This window comes from Streptomyces sp. NPDC004435 (assembly GCF_042873895.1).
Lineage (GTDB): Bacteria > Actinomycetota > Actinomycetes > Streptomycetales > Streptomycetaceae > Streptomyces.
Map to the genome: position 1 here is coordinate 209,222 of NZ_JBIAMB010000002.1, position 24,057 is coordinate 233,278.

Sequence of the window (24,057 nt, forward strand, 5' to 3'; positions counted from 1 at the left end):
CGAAGGCGGGTGGCGCGGGTGTGGCGCGCCTCACCTACCGATTGTTCGGTCGTGGAGGCATTTTGGCTACAGGCACCTTCAGCCTGTGGACAAACGGTTCTCCACAGCCTGGGATAGAGACAGGTCGTCCACCGGAGAGAGGCGGGGGGACATGGCGGATGAACAAATGGCCGTCGCTCGGGGCGGAGCCCCGGACGAGGCGGCGGCGGAGGCCGTGGGCGAGGTGCTGAGCGCGCCCCCGGACACTCCGGCGCACGCCGTCCCGGCACGCCCGCTGGACGCGATAGACCGGGACATCCTGCGACTGCTCCAGACGGACGGCCGCGCCTCGGTGCGGTCAGTGGCCGAGCGGGTGCACGTCTCCCGGGCCAACGCGTACGCCCGGATCAACCGGCTCATCGACGACGGAGTGATCCGCGGCTTCAGCGCCCGCGTCAACCACGAGCGGGCGGGCCACGGCGCGTCCGCCTACATCACGCTCAAGATCGTCCAGAACTCCTGGCGCACGGTCCGCGAACAGCTCGAGGCGCTCCCCGGGGCCGCGCACATCGCGCTGGTCAGCGGCGACTTCGACGTCCTGCTGCTGGTCCACACCCCGGACAACCGGACCCTGCGGGAACTGGTCCTCACCCGGCTCCAGTCGATCCCGGAGGTGCTCTCCACCCGCACCCTGCTCGTCTTCGACGAGATGGACCTGAACGCCGACCCGAGGCCATAAGGCGCCCGGACGTGCGAAGAGGGCCCCGGACGGTCTCCGGGGCCCTCTTCCGTGCCTCGGGGGCCCCTCCCGCGCTTCAGGGGTCTCTCCTGCGCTTCAGGGGTCTCTCCTGCCCTTCAGGAGCCTCTCCGCACTCCTCAAGGGGCCATGGGCGGCACTCGCCGACCCTTCAGCGCCCTAGAGGCCTTCCAGGGCGCTGAAGGGCCCTGAAGGGCCCTGGAAGGGCCCCCTCGTCCCCGTTCCGCCCTCCGGGCTCTCTCAGCGGGCCTTCCGCAGCCCGTCGAAGGCCAGGTGGGCGACCGTCTCGGCGAGCTGGTCGCGCTCCGCCTGGTCCGGATGCGGCCGGTACCACTCCACCAGCGAGTTGATCATGCCGAAGAGGAGCCGGGTCGCGAGCCGGATGTCCACGTCGGACCGCAGATCCCCTTCCGCCGCGGCCGCCCCGAGCAGCTCGGCCACCCGGTGGTCGAACTCCCTGCGCCGCTCCATCGCCCACCGCTCGGTCGCGGTGTTGCCCCGCACCCGCAGCAGCAGCGTCACGTACGGCAGCTCGGCTATCAGCACCTCGACCGTCCGCCGGGTCACGTACTCGACCCGCTCCACCGCCCGGCCGCGCACCGCGCCCGGCTCGTCGAGGATCGCGAAGAGTCCGCCCAGCGCCCGGCTGACCGCCCGCCGGAGCAGCTCCTCCTTGCCCGCCACGTGGTGGTAGATCGAGGACTTGGAGATCCCGGCCGCCTTGGACAGGTGCTCCATGGACGTGCCGTCGTAACCGCGCTCGTTGAAGACCGTCACCGCGACCGAGAGCAGCGTCTCGGGGGTGTACGTGTCGCGTCTGGCCGTCGTCATCGGTCTTCCTCCGCTTCCTCCACCCAGCTGCGGCGCACCATGCCGGCAGCAGGCGCGTACCTGCCCGTCGGGTACCGCTCGTGGAGCTGCCCCAGCAGGGCGCACACGCGCCGGTACCCCAGTTTCTCCGCCCACTCCAGCGGGCCGGCGGGGTAGTTGACGCCGAGCCGCATGGCCGTGTCGATGTCCTCCGCGGTGGCGACGCCCCGGTCGACGGCGTCGGCGGCGAGGTCCACCAGCATGGCGACCGTCCGGCCGACGATCATGCCGGGCACGTCTCCGATCACGGAGACCCGCTTGCCGATCGCCTGGAAGAGGCCCACGGCCTCGGCGACGGCGTCGGGGGCGGTGCTCTCCCAGACCGACAGGACGATCCGGGTCGCCGCCGCGTAGTCCAGGGCGAGGTCGAAGTAGGCGATCTCGTCGCCGTGGTACTCGAAGGAGGACTCTCCGTCCACGAGGCAGAGCTTCAGGCCTCCCGGCAGCTCGATGAAGCCGTGGCCGCGCTTGCGGCGGACGGCGATCCCCGCCCCTTCGAAGAGCCCCACCAGCTCCGCGGCCGGCCCCAGATCGCCGCGCACGGTGATGCGTTCCGGCGCCTTCGCGGGCGGCGCGGTGTGCGGCTCGGGCCGCTCGGCGCCCTCCGCGTACGGGAACCATCCGTGCCCCGACTTGCGGCCCAGCCGCCCCGACTCCACCAGCCGCCGCTGCGCCAGCGACGGCGTGAACTTCGGGTCCATGAAGAAGGACTCCCACACGGACCGGGTGACGGCCTCGTTGACGTCCTGGCCGATCAGGTCGGTCAGCTCGAACGGGCCCATCCGGAAGCCGCCGCACTCCCGCAGCGCCGCGTCGATGGTGGCCGGGTCGGCGCCGCGCTCCTCGTAGACCCGGAAGGCCTCCGCGTAGAAGGGGCGGGCGATCCGGTTGACGATGAAGCCGGGGGTGTCGGCGCAGCGCACCGGCGTCTTGCCCCAGCCCAGCACCGTCTCGTACGCGCGCGTGGCGGCGGTCTCGTCGGTGGCGAACCCACGGACGACCTCGACGAGGGGGAGCAGCGGCGCGGGGTTGAAGAAGTGCAGGCCGACGAAGCGGCCGGGCAGCCGCAGCCCTCCGGCGATGGCGGTGACGGAGAGGGACGAGGTGTTGGTGGCGAGGAGGGCGTCGTCCGCGACGGTCTTCTCCAGATCGGCGAAGAGCCGCCGCTTGACCTCCAGGTCCTCGACGATCGCCTCGATGACGAGCGCCGCGTCGGCCAGCTCGGCGAGGTCCCCGGCGGCGTGGAGCCGCCCGGCGGCGTCCTCGCGGTCGGCGGCGGCCAGCCGGCCCTTCTCGACGAGCCGGTCCAGCCGGGCGCCGATCGCGGCGACGGCCTCGGCGGCGCGGCCGGGGGCGCTGTCGTAGAGCCGTACGGGATGGCCGGCGACCAGCGCCACCTGCGCGATCCCCTGGCCCATGGTGCCGGTGCCGACGACGGCGACCGTCCGGCCCCGTTCGATCCCCTCGCCCGCGGCGCTTGCGTCGTCCATGGTGGCGCTCCCCCTGACGGTCCCGTCGGCCTGCACGGCGGCGCTCGTGTCGGCGCTCATAGGTGTGATCCTCCCCGATGGGTTTTCCACAGGGTCGACGGACCCCGGGTTCTCCACAGGATCGAGAGACCCCCTTGTCCCGACCGATCGTTCGGTTACTCTAACTCCGTACGCGTCTCCCTGCCCAGCTCGACGAGGAGTTGGTCCATCCATGGCCACCGCCCAGCCGACCACCGACGTTCTGGCCGCGAAGCACCGGCCCACGCTCGATCAGGCCCTCGCCACCATCCGCAGTCGCGCCTACTGGTCGCCTCACCCGGAGCACCCGAAGGCGTACGGGGCGGACGGCTCGCTCGACGCCGCCGCGGGTCTCGCCGCCCACCAGGCGGTGCTGAACGGCCGCTTCGACCTCGACCAGCCGGGCACCGACGGCTGGACCGGCGGCGAGATCTCGCCGTACGGCCCCGAGCTGGGCGTCGAGTACCCGCACGCGGACATCGACGTGCTGCTGCCGGCGATGCGCGCCGGCCTGCCCGGCTGGCGCGACGCGGGGCCCGAGACGCGCGCCCTGGTCTGCCTGGAGATCCTGGCCCGGATCTCGGCCCGCACCCACGAGTTCGCCCACGCGGTCATGCACACCAGCGGCCAGGCGTTCATGATGGCGTTCCAGGCCGGCGGCCCGCACGCCCAGGACCGCGGTCTGGAGGCGGTGGCGTACGCGTACGAGGAGCAGACCCGGACCCCGGCCGGCCGGGCCGCCTGGTCGAAGCCGCAGGGCAAGCGTGACCCGCTGGAGCTGAGCAAGGAGTTCACCCCGGTCGGCCGCGGCGTCGCCCTGGTCATCGGCTGCAACACCTTCCCGACGTGGAACGGCTACCCGGGCCTCTTCGCCTCCCTCGCCACGGGCAACGCGGTCCTGGTGAAGCCCCACCCGCGCGCGGTCCTCCCGCTGGCGCTGACCGTGAAGGTCGCCCGCGAGGTCCTCGCCGAGTCCGGCTTCGACCCGAACCTGGTGGCGCTGGCCACCGAGCGTCCGGGCGAGGGCATCGCCAAGACCCTGGCGGTCCGCCCGGAGATCCGGATCATCGACTACACCGGCTCGACCGCCTTCGGCGACTGGCTGGAGGCCAACGCCCGGCAGGCGCAGGTCTACACGGAGAAGGCCGGCGTCAACACGGTCCTGATCGACTCCACCGACGACTACAAGGGGATGCTGTCCAACCTGGCGTTCTCGCTGTCCCTCTACAGCGGCCAGATGTGCACCACCCCGCAGAACCTGCTGATCCCCCGCGACGGCATCACCACCGACCAGGGCCCCCGGTCCTACGACGAGGTGGTGGCCGACCTGGCCGGCGCGGTCGGCGGCCTCCTCGGCGACGACGCCCGGGCGAACGCGCTGCTCGGCGCCCTGGTCAACCCGGACGTGAAGGACCGCCTGGAGGCGGCCGCGGGACTCGGCGAGGTGGCGTTGGCCTCCCGCGAGGTGGCCAACCCGGAGTTCCCGGAGGCGGTCGTCCGCACCCCTGTCATGGTGAAGCTGGACGGCTCCAAGCCGGACGCGGAGGCCGCGTACCTCTCCGAGTGCTTCGGTCCGGTCTCCTTCGCCGTCTCGGTCGACTCCACCGCCGACGGCCTGGAGCTGCTGCGGCGCACCATCCGCGACAAGGGCGCGATGACGGTCGGCGCGTACACGACGTCCGCCGACACCGAGCGGGCCGTGGAGGAGATCTGCCTGGAGGAGTCCGCGCAGCTCTCGCTCAACCTGACGGGCGGGGTGTACGTGAACCAGACGGCCGCGTTCTCCGACTTCCACGGCTCGGGCGGCAACCCGGCGGCGAACGCCGCGCTGTGCGACGGCGCCTTCGTCTCCAACCGCTTCCGCGTGGTCGAGGTGCGCCGCCAGGCGTGACCCCCGGCCGTCCCGGTGCCGGCGGAATCCGGCACCGGGCGGCTCCCGGGATCAGGACTCCCGGACAGGAGCTCTCGGACAAGGGCTCCCCGGATCCGAGTTCCGGAGTCAGGGCTCTCGAAATCCCGCGTCAAGGCTCTCGGGATCCCGGGTCAGGGCTCCGGGATCTCCGCGTACCGCTGCACCCACGCGTGCATGGCGATCGCGGCGGCCGCCCCGGCGTTGATCGACCGGGTGGAGCCGAACTGCGCGATCGAGCAGACCGTCCGCACATGGCGGCGGGCCTCCTCGGTCAGGCCGGGCCCCTCCTGCCCGAAGAGCAGCACGCAGCGGCGCGGCAGCACGGTCCGCTCCAGCGGCACGGAGCCCGGCAGGTTGTCGATGCCGATGATCGGCAGGTCCTCGGCCGCCGCCCAGGCGGTGAGCGCCTCGGTGTCGGGGTGGTGCCGCACGTGCTGGTAGCGGTCGGTGACCATGGCGCCGCGCCGGTTCCAGCGGCGCCGCCCCACGATGTGCACCTCCTTGGCCAGGAAGGCGTTGGCGGTCCGCACCACCGACCCGATGTTGAAGTCGTGGCCCCAGTTCTCCACGGCCACGTGGAAGTCGTGCCGGCGGGTGTCCAGGTCGGCGACGATCGCCTCCCGGGTCCAGTACCGGTACTCGTCCACGACATTGCGCCGGTCGCCCTCGGCCAGCAGCTCGCGGTCGTAGCGCGGGTCCTCGGGCCACGGCCCGGGGTGCGGGCCGACGCCGACCTCGGGGGCGTAACCCTCGTCGTACTGGAGCGGCTCGGCCCCGGCCGGCGGGAGGTGTTCTTCGGTGGTGCTCACCCGACGAGGGTACGGGGAGAGGCCCCTCCGCCCGTCTCCCCGCCCTGGGCCCCCGCGCCCGGCTCCCCGCCCGGCTCCCCGGCGGGCCGCTGCGGGGGCAGCTCCGGGGCCGCGGGCTTCCGCCGCAGCAGCCGGTCCCGGCCCCGGGCCACCCTCGCGCCGAGCCACACCAGGAAGACGGTGGGCAGGAAGACGGCGTCGGCGGCGATCATCGCCAGCGAGAAGGCCGGCAGGCCGAGCAGGACCGCGATGCCCGCGTGCTCCAGCATCATCACGACGAGCAGGACGTTCTTCACCTTGCGCTTGAAGAGCGTGAAAGGGAAGGCGACCTGCACGATCACGGTGCCGTAGCTGAGCACCATGACCATGATCCCGCTGGAGGCGAGCAGCTCGGACAGCCCCGGCCAGGGCGTGAAGTAGTTCAGGTGGAGCGGGTAGAAGAGCGCGGTGCCGTCCTGCCAGCGCGAGCCCTGGATCTTGTACCAGCCGGCGGTGGCGTAGATCAGGCAGACCTCGGCCATGAGGACGACGAGCGTGGCGTTGTGGGCGAGGTTCGCGAGGACGTCCAGGAGGACGCGGGGCTCGCCCGGCACGTACTGCTCCACCAGCCACCACAGGCCGTGGCCGAGCCAGAGCACCCACAGCAGCACGTACATCCACCACTCGCCGGTGACCGGGCTGAACCAGGTCGCGGCGACCAGGAACCCGCCGAGGACGATCCAGAGGACCGGCCCCGCGAGCTCCACCCGCCCGGCGGCCTTCCCGCCCGAGGCGGCCTTGCGGGCGGCCCGCCGGGCGTCCAGGGACCACACCTGGCCGCAGCGGATCAGCGTGAGGTAGATCGCGACGAGGTGCACCACGTTGTCGCCGCCGTCGCCGAGGAAGACGGACCGGTTCTGCAGCGACAGCGCGCCGACCATGAAGACGACCGAGACGGCGCGGGTGTGCCAGCCGACGAGCAGCAGCAGGGCGGCCACCACGGCGAGCCCGTAGACCACCTCGAACCAGAGCCGCCCGTCGGACCACATCAGGACCGTGAAGGCCCGGTTGTCGGCGATCAGCCGGCGCGCCAGGTCGAACGACCAGGGGCCGTCGGGGCCGTACATCTCGTGCCGGTGCGGGAACTCCCGCAGCAGGAAGAAGAGCCAGGTCAGCGAGAAGCCGATCCGGACGATCGCGGTCTGGTACGGGCCCAGCGCGCGCGAGGTGACGGTCTGCGCCGCCCGGGCCAGCCTGCGGTCGAGGGGCACGCGCGCCGGAGCCGCGGCCGGTGCGGGGCGGGGGGCGGTCATCGGCTCGTCTCCGTACGGCTGCGGTCGGCGTCGGTGATCTCCCACCACGGCATGACGGTGGTGGAGGGGTCGGTGGAGCGCTTCTCGGTGCTCCAGTGCGGGGCCGCCACCGGCCGGACGACCCGGCGGAGCTGGATCCGCTCCACGGTCCCGCCGACGTCCGCGCGGGCCTCCGGGCCCTCGATGCGGGGCAGCACGATACGGCGCATGTACGCCTCCGAGAGCCGGCCGCGCATCCCCTTGGGGCGGCCGGCGTCGTCGTGGGCGTTGCCGTACCAGTCGATCGCCCGGCGCAGCAGGTTCTGGTCGGTGTGGCTGGGGAAGACGTTGCCCCGGATGGACTCGACGTCCATCGCGGTGAGGTCGATCCAACCGGTGGTCCGCCGGGCGCCGGAGGCGTCGGAGACCTCGGCACGGACCTCGACGGAGACGTTCTGCTGGAGCGGATTGGGCGCGAAGAGCTTCCAGTTCTGCTCGAACTCGGGATAGATCCAGTCGTCGACGGCCTGTCCGTGCTGCTTGGTGATCGTGTTCGACGGTGCCACGTGCAGGAAGACCATGGACAGGTGCAGGCCGGCGAGGACGGCCATGGCGGCGAGCGCCACCGCGGCCACCACCTGGTACGGCATGGACAGCGCCAGGATTCCTCCGGCCGGCCGCCGCTCCCCGCTGCCGTCGATGTGCGCGCTCATCCCACCCCGATCCCGGGCTTCCCCACCCGTTCCCGTCCCACCGGTGACCCGCTCGTCTGCGCCCCGGACGGAGCAGGCGGTTATCCACAGGGTTGACACCATACGGGCCGCCGACCCACCATTGAAGTCATTCAACCGAACGATCGGTCGGTAGGGGGTCCGATGACCACAGGGACGGCAGGGACGGCAGTGACCGTGGAAGCGCCCGGCACGGATGCCGCGGACGCGGCGGAGCAGTCCGCCCGCGAGGCGGTGTTCGACGCCGCTGTCGCCGCCGACGAGCGCATCGAGCCGCGCGACTGGATGCCGGAGGCGTACCGCGCCTCCCTCGTCCGTCAGATCGCGCAGCACGCCCACTCGGAAATCATCGGCATGCAGCCCGAGGCCAACTGGATCACCCGGGCGCCCTCGCTGCGCCGCAAGGCCATCCTCATGGCCAAGGTCCAGGACGAGGCGGGCCACGGCCTGTACCTCTACAGCGCCGCCGAGACCCTCGGCGTCAGCCGCGACGAGCTTCTCGACAAGCTCCACACCGGCCGCCAGAAGTACTCCTCGATCTTCAACTACCCCACCCTCACCTGGGCCGACGTGGGCGCCATCGGCTGGCTCGTCGACGGCGCCGCCATCACCAACCAGGTCCCCATCTGCCGCTGCTCCTACGGCCCGTACGCCCGGGCCATGGTCCGCGTGTGCAAGGAGGAGTCCTTCCACCAGCGACAGGGGTACGAAGCCCTGCTCGCCCTCTCCCGCGGCACCGAGGCCCAGCACGCCATGGCCCAGGACGCGGTGGACCGCTGGTGGTGGCCTTCCCTGATGATGTTCGGCCCGCCGGACGGCGAATCGACCCACACCGCGCAGGCGATGGCGTGGAAGATCAAGCGCCACACCAACGACGAGCTGCGCCAGCGCTTCGTCGACATCGCCGCCCCGCAGGCGGAGTCCCTCGGCCTCACCCTCCCCGACCCCGACCTGAAGTGGAACGAGGAGCGCGGGCACTACGACTTCGGCCCCATCGACTGGGCCGAGTTCTGGGACGTGCTGAAGGGCAACGGCCCCTGCAACGACCAGCGGATCACCAGGCGCCGCCAGGCCCACGAGGACGGCGCCTGGGTCAGAGAGGCCGCCGCGGCCTACGCGCGCAAGCACACCGGACAGCACGGGGAGGCACAGGCATGAGCAGCGACACTTGGCCCCTGTGGGAGGTGTTCGTGCGCTCCCGCCGAGGGCTCTCCCACACCCACGCCGGCAGCCTCCACGCCCCCGACGCGGAGATGGCCCTGCGCAACGCCCGGGACCTCTACACCCGCCGGATGGAGGGCGTCTCCCTCTGGGTCGTGCCCTCCGCCGCCATCACCGCCTCCTCCCCGGACGAGAAGGACCCCTTCTTCGAGCCGGCCGCCGACAAGCCCTACCGGCACCCGACCTTCTACGAGATCCCGGAGGGGGTGAAGCACCTGTGACCACCACCGACACCGCGAACACCACCGGCACTCCGGGCACCGCCGGCACCCCGGGCACGCCCACCGAACCGGCCGTCACCGACCCGGCCGTCACCGCCGCGGCCCTCGCCCTCGGCGACGACGCCCTCGTCCTGGCCCAGCGCCTGGGGGAGTGGGCCGGCAGCGCCCCCGTCCTGGAGGAGGAGGTCGCCCTCGCCAACATCGCGCTCGACCTCCTCGGCCAGGCCCGCGTCCTGCTCTCCCTCGCCGGCGACGAGGACGAACTCGCCTTCCTCCGCGAGGAGCGCGCTTTCCGCAACGTCCAGCTGGTCGAGCAGCCCAACGGCGACTTCGCCCACACCATCGCCCGCCAGCTGTACTTCTCCACCTACCAGCGGCTCCTCTACGCGGCCCTGGCCACCGGCTCCACCCCGCTGGCCGGTCTCGCCGCCAAGGCCGTCAAGGAAGTCGCCTACCACCAGGACCACGCCGAGCACTGGACGCTCCGCCTCGGCGACGGCACCGAGGAGAGCCACCGCCGGATGCAGACCGCCTGCGACGCGCTCTGGCGCTACACCGGCGAGCTCTTCCAGCCCCTCGACGGCCTCGGCCTGGACGCCGCCGCCCTCGAAGCCGTCTGGATGGACTCCGTCACCGCCGTCCTCACCCGCGCGGGACTGACCGTCCCCGCCGGACCCCGCACGGGTGCCTGGCGCGCCGGCGCCGGCCGCGAGGGCCTCCACACCGAGCACTTCGGCCGGATGCTCGCCGAGATGCAGCACCTCCACCGCAGCCACCCGGGGGCGACATGGTGACCACCGCCACCACCCCGCTCGAAGCGGAACTGGCCCGGATCGCCGGCGCCGTCCCGGACCCCGAGCTGCCCGTCCTCACCCTCGCCGAACTCGGCGTGCTGCGCGGCGTCCACGTCACGGGCCCCGGCCGCGTCGAGGTCGCCCTCACGCCCACGTACACCGGCTGCCCCGCCGTCGAGACGATGTCCACCGACATCGAGCACGCCCTCCACGAGCACGGCATCCCCGAGGTCACCGTCGTCACCGTCCTCGCCCCCGCCTGGAGCACCGACGACATCACCGAGGAAGGCCGCCGCAAGCTCAGCGAGTTCGGCATCGCCCCGCCCCGCCCCCAGGGCCCCGCCGGCGGACCCGTCGCCCTCACCCTGGCCATCCGCTGCCCGCACTGCGGCTCCACCGACACCGAGCTGCTCAGCCGGTTCTCCTCCACCGCCTGCAAGGCCCTGCGCCGCTGCACCGCCTGCCGCGAACCCTTCGACCACTTCAAGGAGCTGTAGATGTTCCATCCGCTCCCGGTGAGCCGGGTCGAGCGGCTCACCGACGACTCCGTGGCCGTCACCTTCGCGGTCCCCGACGACCTCCACGAGACCTTCCGGCACCGCCCGGGCCAGCACCTCGCCCTGCGCCGCACCGACGAGTCCGGCCAGGAGATCCGCCGCACCTACTCGATCTGCTCCCCCGCCGCCCCGGCCGGAGAGCGCCCCGAACTCCGCGTCGGCATCCGCCTCGTCGACGGCGGCGCCTTCTCCACCTGGGCCCTCAAGGAACTGACCCCCGGCCACACCGTCGATGTGATGGCCCCCACCGGCCGGTTCGTCCTCGACCCGCGCCCCGGCCACTTCGCCGCCGTCGCCGGCGGCAGCGGCATCACCCCGGTGCTCTCCATGGCGGCCACCCTCCTCGACCGCGAACCCGAGGCCCGGTTCTGTCTGATCCGCAGCGACCGCACCGCCGCCTCCACGATGTTCCTCGACGAGGTGGCCGACCTGAAGGACCGTCACCCCGACCGGTTCCAGCTCGTCACCGTCCTCTCCCGCGAGGAGCAGCAGGCCGGGCTCCCCTCCGGCCGCCTCGACCAGGACCGGCTCACCGCCCTCCTGCCCGCCCTCCTCCCGGTCGGCACCATCGACGGCTGGTTCCTGTGCGGCCCCTTCGGTCTCGTCCAGGGCGCCGAGCGGGCCCTGCGCGAGCTCGGTGTCGACCGTGCCCGCGTCCACCAGGAGATCTTCCACGTCGACGACGGCTCGGGCCCGGCGCCCGTGCCCACCGCCGACACCCCCGCTCACGCCACCCTCACGGCCACCCTGCACGGGCGCTCCGGCACCTGGCCGGTCGAGCGCGGCGAAAGCCTCCTCGACACCGTCCTCCGCGCCCGCGCCGACGCCCCCTACGCCTGCAAGGGCGGGGTCTGCGGCACCTGCCGGGCCTTCGTCGTCGGCGGCGAGGTCCGCATGGACCGCAACTTCGCCCTCGAACCGGAGGAGACCGACGCCGGCTACGTCCTGGCCTGCCAGTCCCACCCGGCCACCCCCGACGTGGAGCTGGACTTCGACCGCTGAGCCCATTCCCTTCCGCTAGAACCTGTTCTATCTTGACGGCCCGTCAGAAAACTGCCTCCTGGCGGGCCGCAGGACCGGCAGCGGACAGCAACGGAAGGACAGGGCCATGGACTTCACGTTCACCGAGGAGCAGCAGGCGGCCGCGGAGACGGCCCGTGCCGTCTTCGCCGACGTCGCCCCCGACGCCGTACCCAGCCCCGCCCTCACCTCGACCGCCGTCGCCGACGACCTCGACCGCCCCCTGTGGCAGCGCCTCGCCGCCACCGATCTCCTCGGTCTCCTCGTCGCCCCCGAGCACGGCGGCACCGGCCTCGACCCGGTCGCCCTCTGCCTCGTGCTGCGCGAGTCCGGCCGCGTCCTGGCCCGCGTGCCCCTCCTGGAGACCGCCGCCGTCGCCCACGTGCTCCAGCAGCACGCCCCCGCCGCCACCGCCGCCGCACTCCTGCCCGACGTCTCCGCGGGCCGGCTGATCCTCACCGCCGCCGCCCACGGCGCCACCGGCCACGAACCCGCCGAGCGTGCCGTCACCGCCCGCCGGGACTCCACCCACTGGATCCTCGACGGCACCACCGACCACGTCCCCTGGGCACACGACGCCGACCTGACCGCGGTCCCCGCGCACACCGGCGACGGCCGCACGGTGCTCGCCCTGCTCCCGCGCGACCACCCGGGACTCACGCTCGACGCCCAGTACGGCACCCACGGCGAGCGTCTCGCCCGGCTACGGCTCGACGCCGTCCGCCTCGACGCCGACCGCGTCCTCGACTCCGCCGACGCCTGGCCCGCGCTCCGCGCCCTGCTCACCACCGGAACCTGCGCGCTCGCCCTCGGCCTCGGCGAACAGGTCCTCACCATGACGAGCCAGTACACCGGGAAGCGCGAACAGTTCGGCCACCCGGTGGCCACCTTCCAGGCCGTCGCGGTCCAGACCGCCGACCGCTACATCGACCTCCGCGCGATGGAGGTCACCCTCTGGCAGGCCGCCTGGCGCGTTTCCACCGCCGCCGACACGGCCCTGCCCACCGAGGCGGACCTCGCCGTCGCCAAGATCTGGGCCGCGGAAGGAGTACGCCGGGTCGTGCAGACCGCGCAGCACCTGCACGGCGGCTTCGGCGCCGACACCGACTACCCGCTGCACCGCTACCACGCCTGGGCGAAGTACCTCGAACTCTCCCTCGGCCCTGCCGCCGCCCACGAAGAGGCCCTGGGCGACCTCATCGCCGCCCACCCCCTGAGCTGACCTGACCCACACCGATGCGGGGAGACGGGCCGCCGGAGGCGGAGACGCCGGAGAAACGGCTCAGGCGACGAAGCCGGGCCCGTTGTCCGCCACCACGGGACGCCCGGCGCTCTCCCAGGCCACCATCCCGCCGTCCACGTTCACCGCGTCGTACCCCTGCTGCACCAGATACTGCGTGACCTGCGCCGACCGGCCGCCCACCCGGCACATCACATAGGCACGCCCGTGCTCGGCGAGCTGCTCACCGACCTCGGCGAACCGGGACACGAAGTCGCTCATCGGCACGTGCAGCGCGCCCTCGACCCGCCCGGCCGCCCACTCGTCGTCCTCCCGCACGTCCAGCACCAGGGCATCGGCGGGCACGGACGCGGCGGGCACCGACGGCAGCGGGGCGAAACTCATGGCACTGACCTTCTCTCCTGTACGGCGGAACCGCCTCGACCTGGGAAAACCTACTGCACCAGCGTGGCCAGCTCGGCCTCACGCTCGGACACCTGGCCGCGCAGCTGCTCGGCGATCTCCTCGAGGAGCCGGTCCGGGTCCTCCGGCGCCAGCCGCAGCATCGACCCGATCGCGCTCTCCTCCAGCTCCCGGGCCAGGGCGGACAGCAGGTCCTTGCGCCGCGCCAGCCACTCCAGCCGCGCGTACAGCTCCTCGCTCTCGCTCAGCCGCTCCTCGGCCGGCGCCGGTCCCGCCTCCCACTCGGCGGCGAGCTCCCGCAGGAGCCCTTCGTCACCGCGGGCGTAGGCCGCGTTCACGCGGGTGATGAACTCCTCCCGCCGCTTCAGCTCGCCCTCCTCGCGCGCCAGGTCGGGATGGGCCTTGCGGGCCAGCTCGCGGTAGAGCCGGCGCACCTCCTCGCTGGGCCGCACCCGACGCGGCGGCCGCACCGGCCGCTCGGTCAGCATCGCGGCCGCCTCGGGGGAGAGCCCGTCGGAGTCGAGCCAGTCGTCGAAGAGCACGTCGACCCCGGGCAGCGGCTGCACCACGGCCCGCGCCTCCCGCGCCCGTCGCAGATCCTCCGGATCACCGGACCGCGCGGCCCGCGCCTCCGCGATCGACGCGTCCAGCTCGTCGAGCCGCGCGTACATCGGCCCCAGCGTCTGGTGGTGCAGCCGGGAGAAGTTGTCCACCTCGACGCGGAAGGTCTCCACGGCGATCTCGAACTCGATCAACGCCTGCTCGGCCGCCCGGACGGCCCGCTCCAACCGAGCCTCCGGCCGCTCCGCACCGTCACCGGGCTCCGCGGCCGACCCCGCCGCCTCTACCGCTTCCGCCTCTGCCGCTTCCGGCTGCACCGCGTCCGGCTCCGGCTCCCGGCCCTGGTCCTCGCTCACGTTCACGCCCGCCCACGTCCTCGTTCCGGCCCGACACCTCAAGCCTAGGTCCTCACACGCCCAGCTCCGCCGCCATGCGGCCGCTGCGGACGGCCGTGAGCAGGTCTGCGTGGTCGGCGGTGGTGCGGTCGGCGTAGGTGACCGCGAAGGCGGCGACGGCCTCGTCGAGCTCCTCGTTCTTCCCGCAGTAGCCCGCTATCAGGCGCGGGTCGGCGCTGTGGGCGTGGGCGCGGGCGAGGAGCGCGCCGGTCATGCGGCCGTAGTCGTCGACCTGATCGGCGGTGAGCGCGGCGGGGTCGACGCTGCCCTTGCGGTTGCGGAACTGGCGCACCTGGAAGGGGCGCCCGTCGACGGTGGTCCAGCCGAGCAGCATGTCGCTGACGACCTGCATGCGCTTCTGGCCGAGGACCACGCGACGGCCCTCGTGACCGGGGTCGGAGACGGTGAACCCGGCGGCGGGCAGGTGGGGCAGGAGCACGGACGGCCGGGCTTCCTTCACCTGGAGGACGAGCGGTTCGCCGCGGTGGTCGAGGAGCAGGACGACGTAGGAGCGGGTGCCGACGCTGCCGGTGCCGACGACCCGGAAGGCGACGTCGTGGACGGTGTACCGGGCGAGGAGCGGACGCCGGTCCTCGGAGACGGTCTCCAGGTAGTCGCCGAGGGCCGCGGTGACGGCGGCGGCTTCGGCGTCGGGCACGCGGCGCAGGACCGGGGGTGCGTCGACGAAGCGGCGTCCGCCGCCCTCGGTCTCGTCGACGGTCTCGGTGGAGCGGGCGGCGAACCGGGCGCTGGTGTTGTTGCGGGCCTTGGCGGAGACGCGCTCCAGGGTGCCCAGGAGATCGCGGGCGTCGGTGTGGGAGACGAGCTCCTCGTCGGGTATCGCGTTCCAGGCGTCGAGGGCGGGCAGCCGGGCGAGGAGCCGCATCGTGCGCCGGTAGGCGCCGACGGTGTCGAAGGCGGCGGCCCGGCAGGTGTCCTCGTCCGCGCCGACCACGCGGCCGGCGAGGACGAGGGAAGTGGCGAGCCGCTTGAGGTCCCATTCCCAGGGGCCGACGGCGGTCTCGTCGAAGTCGTTGAGGTCCATCACGAGCCGGCCGCGGGCGTCGCCGTAGAGGCCGAAGTTGGCGGCGTGGGCGTCGCCGCAGAGCTGGGCGGCGACGCCGGTGACGGGGGTGCCCACGAGGTCGTGGGCCATGAGTCCGGCGGATCCCCGCAGGAACGCGAACGGGTTGGCGGCCATCCGGCCGACGCGGATCGGGGTGAGGCCGGGGACCCGTCCCCGGCTCGACTCCTCGACGGCGCGGACGGCGTCGGGCCGCCCGGCGGGGAGGGTGAGCTCCGCGTGGGAGGAGCGGGGGACGGTGGTGCGCAGCTGCTTGCCGCGCGCCTTGGGGGAGTCCTCCGCGGTGCCGCGCCGGGCGAATCCGGGCACGTGCGGGATGCGCTCCCCGTACGTTCCTCCACGCTGTCCGGGCACGACGGCCTGGGTCTCGTCCATGGGACGACCTCCCCCGATGACTGCTTCGACTGCTTCGACTGCTTCCGGGCCTGACGGTACAGCGGGTCTTGATCAGCCGTCTCCCCCTGTGGACAAGGACCTGTGGACAACCACGGACCGCCTGTTCAGACGGCCACGCTCTCCTCCATCTCTTCCTCGGCCTCCGCCCGTTCCCCCTTCTCCGTCTGCTCCGTCGGCTCCGTCTGCTCCGCCTTCTGCGCCGTGACGGTCCCCGTTCCGCCCGCCGCCGGGGCGGCTCCGGCGGGGGCCGTCGCGTTCCGCCTGGCCTCGGTGCGGGCCGCCGCGGTGACCAGGACGGTGCCGGCGAGGAACCAGAGGGCGAGGACGAGGACGTTGCCGCCGAGGCCGTGTCCGTCGAAGTAGACGTGGCCGCGGATGCCTTCGACGAGGCCGGCGCCGTTCCAGAAGGCGTGCAGGGAGCCGAAGAAGCCGGGCTGGAGCTCGGGCCGGTAGATGCCACCGGAACTCGTGAAGTTGAGCATGACGAAGAGGACCATCACGCCGAGCGTGGTCCAGCGGCGCAGATAGCTGTGGAGGCCGACGCCGATGAGGAGGATGCCCGCGGCGTACAGCCAGGAGAGGGCCCAGACCCCGGCGAGGCCGTGGTCGACGAGGTGGAAGACGGGGCCGGCGAAGAGGGCGCCGATGAGGCTGACGACGAGGGAGGTGCCGGCGGCGAGGAGGGCGCGGATCCGCATGGGGAGGGCCGCTCCGGCGGCACCGATGACGGCGACGGAGGCGTACGCGCCGATGCTGACGGCGACGAGGAGGAAGAAGACGCCCTGGCCGGTGGGATCGCCGGAGGCGGTGGGGGCGAGGTCGGTGACCTTGAGGGGGGCGTCCTGGTCGGCGGCGACCTGGGTGAAGACCTTCTCGACGGCCATGGCGCTGGTGTCGGAGGAGGCGGAGGCGACGAGGAGTTCGGGGTGCTCGCCGGGGATGTAGGCGCCGAAGCTGTCCTGCCGGTGGAGGGAGGTGGCCGCGGTGGCCCGGTCGGCAACGGTACGGACGTCGAGGGCTCCGTCTCCCTTGTCCTGGAGGGTCTGGGCGAGCACCTGGACGGCGGGTCCGGAGCCCACGATGTCGACGCGGAGGTCGTGGGGCTGGGGGGCGTGGAAGGCGCCGAGGTAGGCGAGGCCCATGCCGAGGCACATGAGGAGGGGCGTGAGGAGGTGCCCGAGGACGTGCCGCAGGGCGCCGGCGGTGGGGTTCGGTCCTGTGGACACCGTGACCTCCGAAGTCGGGGAGAGCCATTGGTTGGCTTTTACAACCAAAGAACCGTTGTACTATACAACTGGAACCCCGTACGGGGCTAACTCACCCAGGGAGCCCCCGATGTCCGCCATCGAGAACACCGCCTCCGACGCCACCCACGCCGACGCCACCCACGCCGTCGAAACCACCATCGGCGGCGAACCGCCCCGCGAGACGTCCGTCGACGTCATCCAGCGGGAGCTGACGGCGTTCGCGCGCCGTGCGCGTGCCTCCGCGGCCCGGGTCCACCCGGAGATCCCGCTCGTCTCGTACACGCTCCTCGCGCACATCGAGGACAGGCGCGGCTGCCGCGCCACGGATCTCGCGGCCCACTACCTGCTGGACAAGTCGACGGTCAGCCGCCAGCTGGCGGGGCTGGAGAAGCTGGGCCTGGTGGAGCGCAGGCCCGCGCCGGACGACCACCGGGTGCATGTCCTGCACCCGACGGAGGCCGGTCTCGCGGTGCTCGCCACCGCCCAGGCCAACCGTCTCGCCGCCTACCAGGAGCGCCTGAGGGACTGGTCGAACGACGACCTGGCGCGCTTCGCCGACTACCTCCTCCGGTACAACGCCGCAGGCCCCCTGGACCCCACCAGCCTCACCGACCCCACGAGCCCCACCAGCACCACCGGCCCCGCCGGCCCCGCCGAGGTCCCCACCCCCCACTGACCCCGGCCTGCGCCCCAGCCCCTCCCCCGCCTACAACCCCGCGTCGCGGGCGAGGAGCGCCGCCTGGACGCGGTTCTCGCACTGCAGTTTGGCGAGGATCCTGCTGACGTACGTCTTCACGGTGGCCTCGCTCATGTGCAGGCGGCGGCCCGCGTCGGCGTTGGAGAGGCCCTCGCCGAGGAGGGCGAGGACCTCGCGCTCCTTCTCGCCGAGCGCGGCGACCCGTCCGCGGGCCTTCTCGGCGCGGGCGGTCTCGCGGCCGGAGGCGAGCCGTTCGACGACGTGCCGGGTCGCGGCGGGCGACAGGTAGGCGTCGCCGGCGGCGGTGGCCCGGACGGCGCCGATCAGTTCGGCGGGGGCGGTGTCCTTCAGCAGGAAGCCGGCGCTGCCGTGCTCCAGCGCCCGCAGGACGTTCTCCCGCTCGCCGAAGGTGGTCAGGACGATCACCCGGGCGCCGGGGGCGGCCCTGCGCAGCTCGGGGAGGGCGGAGAGGCCGTCGAGAACCGGCATCTGGATGTCGAGCAGCACGACGTCGGCGGCGTGCGCGCGGGCCGCTTCGACGGCCTCCCGCCCGTTCGCGGCCTCGGCCACCACGTGGATGTCCGGATCGGAGTTGAGGATCATCCGGATCCCCGCCCTGATCAGCGGCTCGTCGTCGGCCACCACGACCTTGACGGCCCGTCCGGGCCGTGCCGTCTGCCCTGACATCACTGTGCCTCCCCCACGCCTTCGGTACGGGTCGGCCGTGACGCTACTGCCTGACCTCGTACGCCTTCTTCTCGATCAGCTTGCCGTCCTTGAAGCAGAACCGGAAAACGGGGTCGATGTCGATGTCGTCGCTCATCTCCGTGGAGAGGAGGGCGAGGCAGGAGGCGCCCTTCGGCTCGGGCGGAGCGCCCTTGCCGGAGGTGGCCAGGTTCGCGAAGGAGTCGCCGTCGGGCAGCATGGCCCGGACGTCCTTCTCCGCCATACCGACCTCGATCGACTCGTACTTCGTGGGCTCGACCATCGCGTCCGTGACCGATCCGACGAAGTAGAAGATGCCGAAGCCGGCGGCGACGAGGAGGACGACGAGCGCCGCGAAGGCGATGCCGCAGCCGAGCGCGACCGATCCTCCGGTGCCGCGGGTCTTTCCCCCGTGCAGTGCCATCGCCAACTCCCGTTCCGTGAAGGTCCAGTCGGGCTCTCCGACCGGTACGGAACGACCTTCTCGTCCGAAGGGCTTCGTCGACTGCTGCCGGAAGTCGTCGGCCGCATCGACCAAAGACGCGGATTCTCCGGTCGGCGCGGAGCCGTACGGCAGCATGCCGGCGACCCGGAAGCCCCCGCCGTCGGCCGGTCCCGCATGGCACATGCCGCCGACGAGCCGGGCCCGCTCCTCCAGTCCGGCCAGGCCCTGGCCGCCGCTGACGACACCCTTCGCGGGGCCGGCGCTCGGCTCCTCGTTGAAGATCTCGACGACGAAGGTGTCGGGCTCGTAGCGCAGTTCGACGCTGATGGCGGCCCCGGGGGCGTACTTGTAGGCGTTGGTGAGCGCTTCCTGCGCCATGCGGTACGCGGCGTGCCCTGCGGCCGGCTCCAGGGACCGCTCGTCGCCGATCCTGCGCAGTTCGACGTGGGTTCCGGCGGCGCGCGCGGAGGCGACGAGCCCTTCGATGCCGGCGATCCCGCGGGCCGCCCGCCCGCTCTCGTCGCCGGCGCCGACCGGTCCGGTGTCGGGGTCCGCGGCCTCGGTGCCGTCCCTGAGTATCCCGACGACCTCCCGAAGCTCGTGCATGGCGGTCACGGACGCGTTCCTGAGCACGCCGACGACCTCGCGCTGCCGGTCGTTGAGCTCGCGGTCGACCTCCAGGGCTCCGGTGTGCACGGCGATCAGGGCGAGTTGGTGGCCGAGGCTGTCGTGCATGTCCTGGGCGATGCGCTGGCGCTCTCGCAGCCGGGCGTTCCGCCCGATCATCGCCCGCTCGCGCACCAGCCGTACGTTGCGCTCCTGGAGGGCGTGCAGGAGGGTGCGGCGCTGGGCCCAGTACCGGTGGGCGAGTCCGGGCGCGAGGGTGGTGCCCAGGTAGTACAGGGTCGCCATGAAGGCGAGGGTGAGCATCCGGCTCTGGTCCCAGGCGACGATCAGGGTGGCGGCGACGTTGAGGACGTAGGCGGCGATGAACGCGTGCAGGGCCCGGCCCACGCCGAGGATGTGACCGCCGGCGGACCAGCCGAGGACGAGCAGCAGCGGGCCGAGACCGGGGACGACGGGGCTCAGCGCGGCGGTGACGACGAGTACGGAGGCGGGGAACCTCCGGCGCAGCAGCGACAGCAGGGCCGAGCCCGCGGCGACCGCGGCGAGCTGCCACCCCTCGCCGCCGAGCAGTTCCTCGGTGCCCGCGGCGAGCAGGGCGACGACGACGGTGAGCGCCACCTCGCCGACCGTCCTCCGCCGCGACCATTCCCCGGCGGGCACGAGCCACCTCCACGCGGCAGCCGCCTTGGCTCCCGCCCCGCGCCCGGCCCCCGCCCACGGCGTCGTTCCCACACTCGTCGCTTCCACGCTCGCACCCTAGGCAGCGTCACGACCTCCGGGCGTCCCTCTTTCGTCGCGACCCGCAACGACGAAAGGCGAAGGGCCGGGTGGCGACGACAGGCCGGATAAATCCTCGGCCGGACAACGCGGAAGCCCCGTAGGTCTGGGACCTACGGGGCTTCCGTCTGGTGCGCGAGGGGGGAGTTGAACCCCCACGCCCTTTCGGGCACTGGAACCTGAATCCAGCGCGTCTGCCTATTCCGCCACCCGCGCATTGGGTGGTCTCCCGGTCTCTCACCTTTTCGGTGGGAGCGCCTGGCGACATCTGAAGATTAGCACGTCGCGGACGGTGGATTCACATCCGTTGTTTCGGCCCCCCGCGGGCAGAACAGAGGAGAGGGAGGGGGAAGGACGACAGGCGGCGGGAGGAGACGAGAGCGCGGCACGGAAGATCGCGGAGCGACGTACGGATCGCCCCGTCGTCCCCGCGGGGCCCCGGGCGGCAGACGGATCCCCGTAGCTCCCCACCGCTCCGCCCTCCCTGATCCACAACGGAATCCACAACGGAGAACCGCGAGGGAGAAGGCGGCGGAGAAGTAGGAGAAGAAGGAGAGAAGGGACACAGGGGAGAGAGGGGAGAGATGGGAGAGACAGGGGAGAAGCGGGAGGTTGCGGCGCCGGCCGCGCCGCCCGACGCGCGCACTCCGGCACTCCGCCCCTCCTGTCGGACAGCCGCGTGCGGGACACTGTCCACAGGCCCCCTCTACGATCCCTGGGGGGAGGGCCTGTGAGAGGTGACACTCGTCCACAGGGCAGAGAAGGGGAACCAGCCGATTTCCCGACGCGTGGATACGATCAGTAAGCAGTACCAGGACGGCAACGACGGAGGAGGTGCCCCATGGGAGTCCTGAAGCGTTTCGAGCAGCGTCTCGAAGGTCTGGTCAACGGCACCTTCGCCAAGGTGTTCAAGTCCGAGGTCCAGCCGGTCGAGATCGCCGGCGCGCTCCAGCGCGAGTGCGACAACAACGCGCAGATCTGGAACCGCGAGCGGACCGTCGTCCCCAACGACTTCATCGTGGAGCTCAGCGCGCCCGACTACGAGCGTCTGAGCCCCTACTCGGGCCAGCTGGGCGACGAGCTCGCCGGCCTGGTCCGGGACTACGCCAAGCAGCAGCGGTACACCTTCATGGGACCGATCAAGGTCCACCTGGAGAAGGCCGACGACCTCGACACCGGTCTCTACCGGGTGCGCAGCCGTACGCTCGCGTCGAGCACGTCGCAGCCGCAGCCGCACTCGGGTCACCAGCAGCCCCAGCCCCATCAGCAGCAGGGCCAGGGCGGCGGCTACGGATACCCGCAGGGGCCCCCGGCCGGGGCTCCGCCGATGCCGTCCGCCCCGCCGCCCGGCGGCGGGCAGCGGCCGGCCGCGGGCGGCCGTCCTCCGGCTCCCGGCGGTACCCAGGTGCGCCGCTGGATCGAGATCAACGGCAACCGCCACCAGATCTCCCGCCCGACCCTGGTTCTCGGCCGCAGCACCGACGCGGACGTGAGGATCGACGATCCCGGCGTGTCCCGCCGGCACTGCGAGATCCGGACCGGAACGCCCTCGACGATCCAGGATCTCGGATCCACCAACGGCATCGTGGTGGACGGGCAGCACACCACCCGCGCTACGCTCCGCGACGGCTCGCGGATCGTCGTGGGCAGCACCACCATCGTTTACCGGCAAGCCGAAGGGTGAAGCGGGGGCAATGTCAGAGCTGACCCTGACGGTCATGCGGTTGGGTTTCCTGGCCGTTCTGTGGCTGTTCGTCATCGTGGCCGTCCAGGTCATCCGCAGCGACCTGTTCGGTACGCGGGTGACCCAGCGCGGTTCCCGCCGCCAGGAGGCGCGCCCCCAGCAGGGCGGCCGCCAGGCGGCTCCTCCGCAGCAGCGCGCCCAGCAGCCGCAGCAGACCGGTGGTGGCCGGTCGCGCCGCGGTGCGCCGACCAAGCTGGTCGTCTCCGAAGGCACCCTCACCGGCACGACCGTCGCCCTCCAGGGCCAGACAATCACCCTGGGGCGGGCGCACGACTCGACGATCGTGCTGGACGACGACTACGCGTCCAGCCGGCACGCCCGGATCTACCCCGACCGGGACGGCCAGTGGATCGTCGAGGACCTCGGGTCCACGAACGGCACGTACCTCGACCGGACCCGCCTCACCACCGCAACGCCGATTCCGCTGGGGGCGCCGATCCGCATCGGCAAGACCGTCATCGAGCTGCGGAAGTAGTACGACAATGAGCGAGCTGACCGGAGCGACCGGAGGGTGGGCAGTGTGGGTCGAGACCGGCTGTACCCCGATGCAGCGGCGACAGGGCAGGTGGGCATGAGTCTCTCCCTGCGATTCGCCGCGGGCTCGCACAAGGGCATGATCCGCGAGGGGAACGAGGACTCCGGCTACGCCGGTCCCCGTCTCCTCGCGATCGCCGACGGCATGGGCGGCCAGGCCGCCGGCGAGGTCGCCTCCTCCGAGGTGATCTCGACACTCGTCACGCTCGACGACGACATCCCGGGCTCCGACATCCTCACCTCGCTGGGTACGGCGGTGCAGCGCGCCAACGACCAGCTCCGGATGATGGTCGAGGAGGACCCGCAGCTGGAGGGCATGGGCACCACGCTCACCGCCCTGCTGTGGACCGGGCAGCGGCTCGGCCTCGTGCACGTCGGCGACTCGCGCGCGTACCTGCTGCGCGATGGCGTCCTCACCCAGATCACCCAGGACCACACCTGGGTCCAGCGGCTCGTCGACGAGGGCCGGATCACCGAGGAAGAGGCCACCACGCACCCGCAGCGCTCGCTCCTCATGCGCGCGCTCGGCAGCGGCGACCACGTCGAACCCGACCTCTCCATCCGTGAGGTCCGCGCCGGCGACCGGTACCTGATCTGCTCCGACGGCCTCTCCGGCGTGGTGTCCCACCAGACCATGGAGGACACCCTCGCCAGCTACCAGGGCCCGCAGGAGACCGTGCAGGAGCTGATCCAGCTCGCGCTGCGCGGCGGCGGCCCCGACAACATCACGGTGATCGTCGCCGACGTCCTGGACGTCGACGGCGGCGACACCCTCGCCGGCCACCTCAGCGACACCCCCGTGGTCGTCGGCGCGGTCGCCGAGAACCAGACGCAGCTGAACGACGGCGGCGCGATGCAGACTCCGGCCGGCCGCGCCTCCGGGCTCGGCCGCCCCGCGCACCACCAGCCCCCGGCCGGCGGCTTCGGCCCGCCCGGCAGCGGCGACGACCACGGCTACGGCGGCATGCCGCCGCACGGCGCCTTCGACTCGTACACCGACGACGACTTCGTGAAGCCGCGCAAGCGGCGCCGGTGGATCGGGCGCACGGTGATCCTCGTCCTCGCCCTCGGCGTCCTCGCCGGCGGCGCGTACGGCGGCTGGCGCTGGACCCAGACCCAGTACTTCGTGGGCTCCAACGCCGAGCACGTGGCGCTGTACCGCGGCATCAGCCAGGACCTCGCCTGGGTGAAGCTCTCGGAGGTCGAGAAGGACCACCCCGAGATCGAACTCAAGTACCTCCCCGCCTACCAGCGGAAGCAGGTCGAGGACACCATCGCGGGCGGCAGCCTCGCCAAGGCCCAGACGAAGATCTCCGAGCTCGCGGTGCAGGCATCGTCCTGCAAGAAGACCGAGGAGCGCCGCGTGGCCAAGGAGAAGGCCGACAAGGAGAAGGCCGCCGCCGAGGCGGCCGAGAAGCCGGCCGACGGCGAGAAGCCCGACGCCAAGCCCGAATCCAAGCCCACCGCAGCCGCTCCGACCCCGGGTCCCACCCTCACTCCGGAGGAACAGAAGCTGGCCTCGAACTGCGGCAAGCAGTAAGCACCCGTAGGGG

General features: G+C 72.5%; 23 protein-coding genes and 1 tRNA gene. 12 read left to right on the forward strand and 12 right to left on the reverse strand.

Going from position 1 to position 24,057, the window contains the following annotated elements:
* Positions 1-151: 151 nt before the first annotated feature.
* On the forward strand, positions 152-718 hold the full coding sequence (locus ACFYT9_RS04150; RefSeq protein ID WP_389160835.1) for an Lrp/AsnC family transcriptional regulator: 567 nt from the start codon (positions 152-154) through the stop codon (positions 716-718).
* Between the two features lie 258 nt (positions 719-976).
* On the opposite strand, the gene ACFYT9_RS04155 is transcribed toward ACFYT9_RS04150, so the two are convergent.
* Together ACFYT9_RS04155 and ACFYT9_RS04160 are read right to left on the reverse strand one after the other, a co-directional pair.
* Positions 977-1,567 (reverse strand): TetR/AcrR family transcriptional regulator, encoded by a 591-nt coding sequence (locus tag ACFYT9_RS04155; RefSeq protein ID WP_389160836.1) that lies wholly within the window; start codon positions 1,565-1,567, stop codon positions 977-979.
* Positions 1,564-3,096, reverse strand: coding sequence for a 3-hydroxyacyl-CoA dehydrogenase (locus ACFYT9_RS04160; RefSeq protein ID WP_389161097.1), 1,533 nt, complete (start codon positions 3,094-3,096; stop codon positions 1,564-1,566). The genes ACFYT9_RS04155 and ACFYT9_RS04160 overlap by 4 nt, the downstream gene beginning before the upstream one ends.
* Before the next feature lie 211 nt (positions 3,097-3,307).
* Here ACFYT9_RS04160 and paaN point away from each other — a divergent pair, with 211 nt between their 5' ends.
* Positions 3,308-5,005, forward strand: a complete 1,698-nt coding sequence (gene paaN / locus ACFYT9_RS04165; RefSeq protein WP_389160838.1) for a phenylacetic acid degradation protein PaaN — start codon at positions 3,308-3,310, stop codon at positions 5,003-5,005.
* A 152-nt stretch (positions 5,006-5,157) separates the two neighbouring features.
* Here the strand turns inward: paaN and ACFYT9_RS04170 are convergent, their stop codons facing one another.
* From ACFYT9_RS04170 to ACFYT9_RS04180, 3 genes are read right to left on the reverse strand one after another with little or no spacing between them, the layout of a single operon-like run.
* Positions 5,158-5,835 (reverse strand): TrmH family RNA methyltransferase, encoded by a 678-nt coding sequence (locus ACFYT9_RS04170; RefSeq protein ID WP_389160840.1) that lies wholly within the window; start codon positions 5,833-5,835, stop codon positions 5,158-5,160.
* Complete coding sequence (locus ACFYT9_RS04175) at positions 5,832-7,127, reverse strand: HTTM domain-containing protein (protein ID WP_387278236.1); 1,296 nt, start codon at positions 7,125-7,127, stop codon at positions 5,832-5,834. Before ACFYT9_RS04175 ends, ACFYT9_RS04170 begins: the two co-directional genes overlap by 4 nt.
* A complete protein-coding gene (locus ACFYT9_RS04180) occupies positions 7,124-7,819 on the reverse strand; it encodes a DUF5819 family protein (RefSeq protein WP_389160842.1) in 696 nt (231 codons plus the stop codon). Before ACFYT9_RS04180 ends, ACFYT9_RS04175 begins: the two co-directional genes overlap by 4 nt.
* A 162-nt stretch (positions 7,820-7,981) precedes the next feature.
* On the opposite strand from ACFYT9_RS04180, the gene paaA reads away from it, so the two are divergent.
* From paaA to ACFYT9_RS04210, 6 genes are all read left to right on the forward strand, one after another.
* Positions 7,982-8,995: a 1,2-phenylacetyl-CoA epoxidase subunit PaaA gene (gene paaA / locus ACFYT9_RS04185; protein WP_389160844.1), complete on the forward strand. Its 1,014-nt coding sequence runs from the start codon at positions 7,982-7,984 to the stop codon at positions 8,993-8,995.
* Positions 8,992-9,279, forward strand: coding sequence for a 1,2-phenylacetyl-CoA epoxidase subunit PaaB (paaB, locus tag ACFYT9_RS04190; protein ID WP_030493720.1), 288 nt, complete (start codon positions 8,992-8,994; stop codon positions 9,277-9,279). The genes paaA and paaB overlap by 4 nt, the downstream gene beginning before the upstream one ends.
* Positions 9,276-10,073, forward strand: coding sequence for a 1,2-phenylacetyl-CoA epoxidase subunit PaaC (paaC, locus tag ACFYT9_RS04195; RefSeq protein WP_389160846.1), 798 nt, complete (start codon positions 9,276-9,278; stop codon positions 10,071-10,073). Before paaB ends, paaC begins: the two co-directional genes overlap by 4 nt.
* Positions 10,067-10,570: a 1,2-phenylacetyl-CoA epoxidase subunit PaaD gene (gene paaD / locus ACFYT9_RS04200; protein ID WP_376599866.1), complete on the forward strand. Its 504-nt coding sequence runs from the start codon at positions 10,067-10,069 to the stop codon at positions 10,568-10,570. The genes paaC and paaD overlap by 7 nt, the downstream gene beginning before the upstream one ends.
* Entirely contained in the window at positions 10,571-11,632 is a 1,062-nt protein-coding gene (locus tag ACFYT9_RS04205; protein ID WP_376599868.1) for a 2Fe-2S iron-sulfur cluster-binding protein, read from the forward strand. It begins immediately after the preceding gene.
* A gap of 106 nt (positions 11,633-11,738) precedes the next feature.
* Positions 11,739-12,872, forward strand: a complete 1,134-nt coding sequence (locus tag ACFYT9_RS04210) for an acyl-CoA dehydrogenase family protein (RefSeq protein ID WP_376599870.1) — start codon at positions 11,739-11,741, stop codon at positions 12,870-12,872.
* A gap of 60 nt (positions 12,873-12,932) precedes the next feature.
* Here the strand turns inward: ACFYT9_RS04210 and ACFYT9_RS04215 are convergent, their stop codons facing one another.
* From ACFYT9_RS04215 to ACFYT9_RS04230, 4 genes are all read right to left on the reverse strand, one after another.
* Positions 12,933-13,274 carry a rhodanese-like domain-containing protein gene (locus ACFYT9_RS04215; protein ID WP_376599872.1) on the reverse strand — a complete coding sequence of 114 codons (342 nt, stop codon included), beginning with the start codon at positions 13,272-13,274 and terminating at the stop codon, positions 12,933-12,935.
* A 50-nt stretch (positions 13,275-13,324) separates the two neighbouring features.
* A complete protein-coding gene (locus ACFYT9_RS04220) occupies positions 13,325-14,215 on the reverse strand; it encodes a hypothetical protein (protein ID WP_389160848.1) in 891 nt (296 codons plus the stop codon).
* 46 nt (positions 14,216-14,261) lie between these two features.
* Positions 14,262-15,707, reverse strand: coding sequence for a DUF2252 domain-containing protein (locus tag ACFYT9_RS04225; RefSeq protein WP_389160850.1), 1,446 nt, complete (start codon positions 15,705-15,707; stop codon positions 14,262-14,264).
* Positions 15,708-15,832: 125 nt separating this feature from the next.
* A complete protein-coding gene (locus ACFYT9_RS04230) occupies positions 15,833-16,954 on the reverse strand; it encodes a hypothetical protein (RefSeq protein WP_389160852.1) in 1,122 nt (373 codons plus the stop codon).
* Between the two features lie 109 nt (positions 16,955-17,063).
* Between ACFYT9_RS04230 and ACFYT9_RS04235 the strand changes: the two genes are divergently transcribed.
* Entirely contained in the window at positions 17,064-17,651 is a 588-nt protein-coding gene (locus tag ACFYT9_RS04235) for a MarR family winged helix-turn-helix transcriptional regulator (RefSeq protein WP_389160853.1), read from the forward strand.
* A gap of 30 nt (positions 17,652-17,681) precedes the next feature.
* Here ACFYT9_RS04235 and ACFYT9_RS04240 read toward each other — a convergent pair whose 3' ends face one another.
* From ACFYT9_RS04240 to ACFYT9_RS04250, 3 genes are all read right to left on the reverse strand, one after another.
* Positions 17,682-18,359: a response regulator gene (locus ACFYT9_RS04240; RefSeq protein WP_387278251.1), complete on the reverse strand. Its 678-nt coding sequence runs from the start codon at positions 18,357-18,359 to the stop codon at positions 17,682-17,684.
* 43 nt (positions 18,360-18,402) lie between these two features.
* Positions 18,403-20,109, reverse strand: a complete 1,707-nt coding sequence (locus ACFYT9_RS04245; RefSeq protein ID WP_389160855.1) for a sensor histidine kinase — start codon at positions 20,107-20,109, stop codon at positions 18,403-18,405.
* A 246-nt stretch (positions 20,110-20,355) separates the two neighbouring features.
* Positions 20,356-20,442 (reverse strand) — tRNA-Leu (locus tag ACFYT9_RS04250).
* 625 nt (positions 20,443-21,067) lie between these two features.
* Between ACFYT9_RS04250 and ACFYT9_RS04255 the strand changes: the two genes are divergently transcribed.
* From ACFYT9_RS04255 to ACFYT9_RS04265, 3 genes are all read left to right on the forward strand, one after another.
* Positions 21,068-21,910 (forward strand): FhaA domain-containing protein, encoded by an 843-nt coding sequence (locus ACFYT9_RS04255; RefSeq protein WP_376602529.1) that lies wholly within the window; start codon positions 21,068-21,070, stop codon positions 21,908-21,910.
* Positions 21,911-21,920: 10 nt separating this feature from the next.
* Positions 21,921-22,445, forward strand: coding sequence for an FHA domain-containing protein (locus tag ACFYT9_RS04260; protein ID WP_376602530.1), 525 nt, complete (start codon positions 21,921-21,923; stop codon positions 22,443-22,445).
* A 96-nt stretch (positions 22,446-22,541) separates the two neighbouring features.
* Positions 22,542-24,044 (forward strand): Stp1/IreP family PP2C-type Ser/Thr phosphatase, encoded by a 1,503-nt coding sequence (locus ACFYT9_RS04265; RefSeq protein WP_387278256.1) that lies wholly within the window; start codon positions 22,542-22,544, stop codon positions 24,042-24,044.
* The last annotated feature ends 13 nt before the right edge of the window (positions 24,045-24,057 follow it).

Excerpts from the sequence above, each read along its gene's own strand:
- ACFYT9_RS04175 (WP_387278236.1), bottom strand. The coding sequence starts at position 7,127 with ATGACCGCCCCCCGCCCCGCACCGGCCGCGGCTCCGGCGCGCGTGCCC.
- ACFYT9_RS04235 (WP_389160853.1), top strand. The coding sequence starts at position 17,064 with ATGTCCGCCATCGAGAACACCGCCTCCGACGCCACCCACGCCGACGCC.
- paaB (WP_030493720.1), top strand. The coding sequence starts at position 8,992 with ATGAGCAGCGACACTTGGCCCCTGTGGGAGGTGTTCGTGCGCTCCCGC.
- paaD (WP_376599866.1), top strand. The coding sequence starts at position 10,067 with ATGGTGACCACCGCCACCACCCCGCTCGAAGCGGAACTGGCCCGGATC.
- ACFYT9_RS04180 (WP_389160842.1), bottom strand. The coding sequence starts at position 7,819 with ATGAGCGCGCACATCGACGGCAGCGGGGAGCGGCGGCCGGCCGGAGGA.
- paaN (WP_389160838.1), top strand. The coding sequence starts at position 3,308 with ATGGCCACCGCCCAGCCGACCACCGACGTTCTGGCCGCGAAGCACCGG.
- ACFYT9_RS04260 (WP_376602530.1), top strand. The coding sequence starts at position 21,921 with ATGTCAGAGCTGACCCTGACGGTCATGCGGTTGGGTTTCCTGGCCGTT.
- ACFYT9_RS04150 (WP_389160835.1), top strand. The coding sequence starts at position 152 with ATGGCGGATGAACAAATGGCCGTCGCTCGGGGCGGAGCCCCGGACGAG.
- ACFYT9_RS04155 (WP_389160836.1), bottom strand. The coding sequence starts at position 1,567 with ATGACGACGGCCAGACGCGACACGTACACCCCCGAGACGCTGCTCTCG.
- ACFYT9_RS04240 (WP_387278251.1), bottom strand. The coding sequence starts at position 18,359 with ATGTCAGGGCAGACGGCACGGCCCGGACGGGCCGTCAAGGTCGTGGTG.
- paaA (WP_389160844.1), top strand. The coding sequence starts at position 7,982 with ATGACCACAGGGACGGCAGGGACGGCAGTGACCGTGGAAGCGCCCGGC.
- ACFYT9_RS04210 (WP_376599870.1), top strand. The coding sequence starts at position 11,739 with ATGGACTTCACGTTCACCGAGGAGCAGCAGGCGGCCGCGGAGACGGCC.
- ACFYT9_RS04160 (WP_389161097.1), bottom strand. The coding sequence starts at position 3,096 with ATGGACGACGCAAGCGCCGCGGGCGAGGGGATCGAACGGGGCCGGACG.
- ACFYT9_RS04225 (WP_389160850.1), bottom strand. The coding sequence starts at position 15,707 with ATGGACGAGACCCAGGCCGTCGTGCCCGGACAGCGTGGAGGAACGTAC.
- ACFYT9_RS04215 (WP_376599872.1), bottom strand. The coding sequence starts at position 13,274 with ATGAGTTTCGCCCCGCTGCCGTCGGTGCCCGCCGCGTCCGTGCCCGCC.
- ACFYT9_RS04205 (WP_376599868.1), top strand. The coding sequence starts at position 10,571 with ATGTTCCATCCGCTCCCGGTGAGCCGGGTCGAGCGGCTCACCGACGAC.
- ACFYT9_RS04265 (WP_387278256.1), top strand. The coding sequence starts at position 22,542 with ATGAGTCTCTCCCTGCGATTCGCCGCGGGCTCGCACAAGGGCATGATC.
- ACFYT9_RS04255 (WP_376602529.1), top strand. The coding sequence starts at position 21,068 with ATGGGAGTCCTGAAGCGTTTCGAGCAGCGTCTCGAAGGTCTGGTCAAC.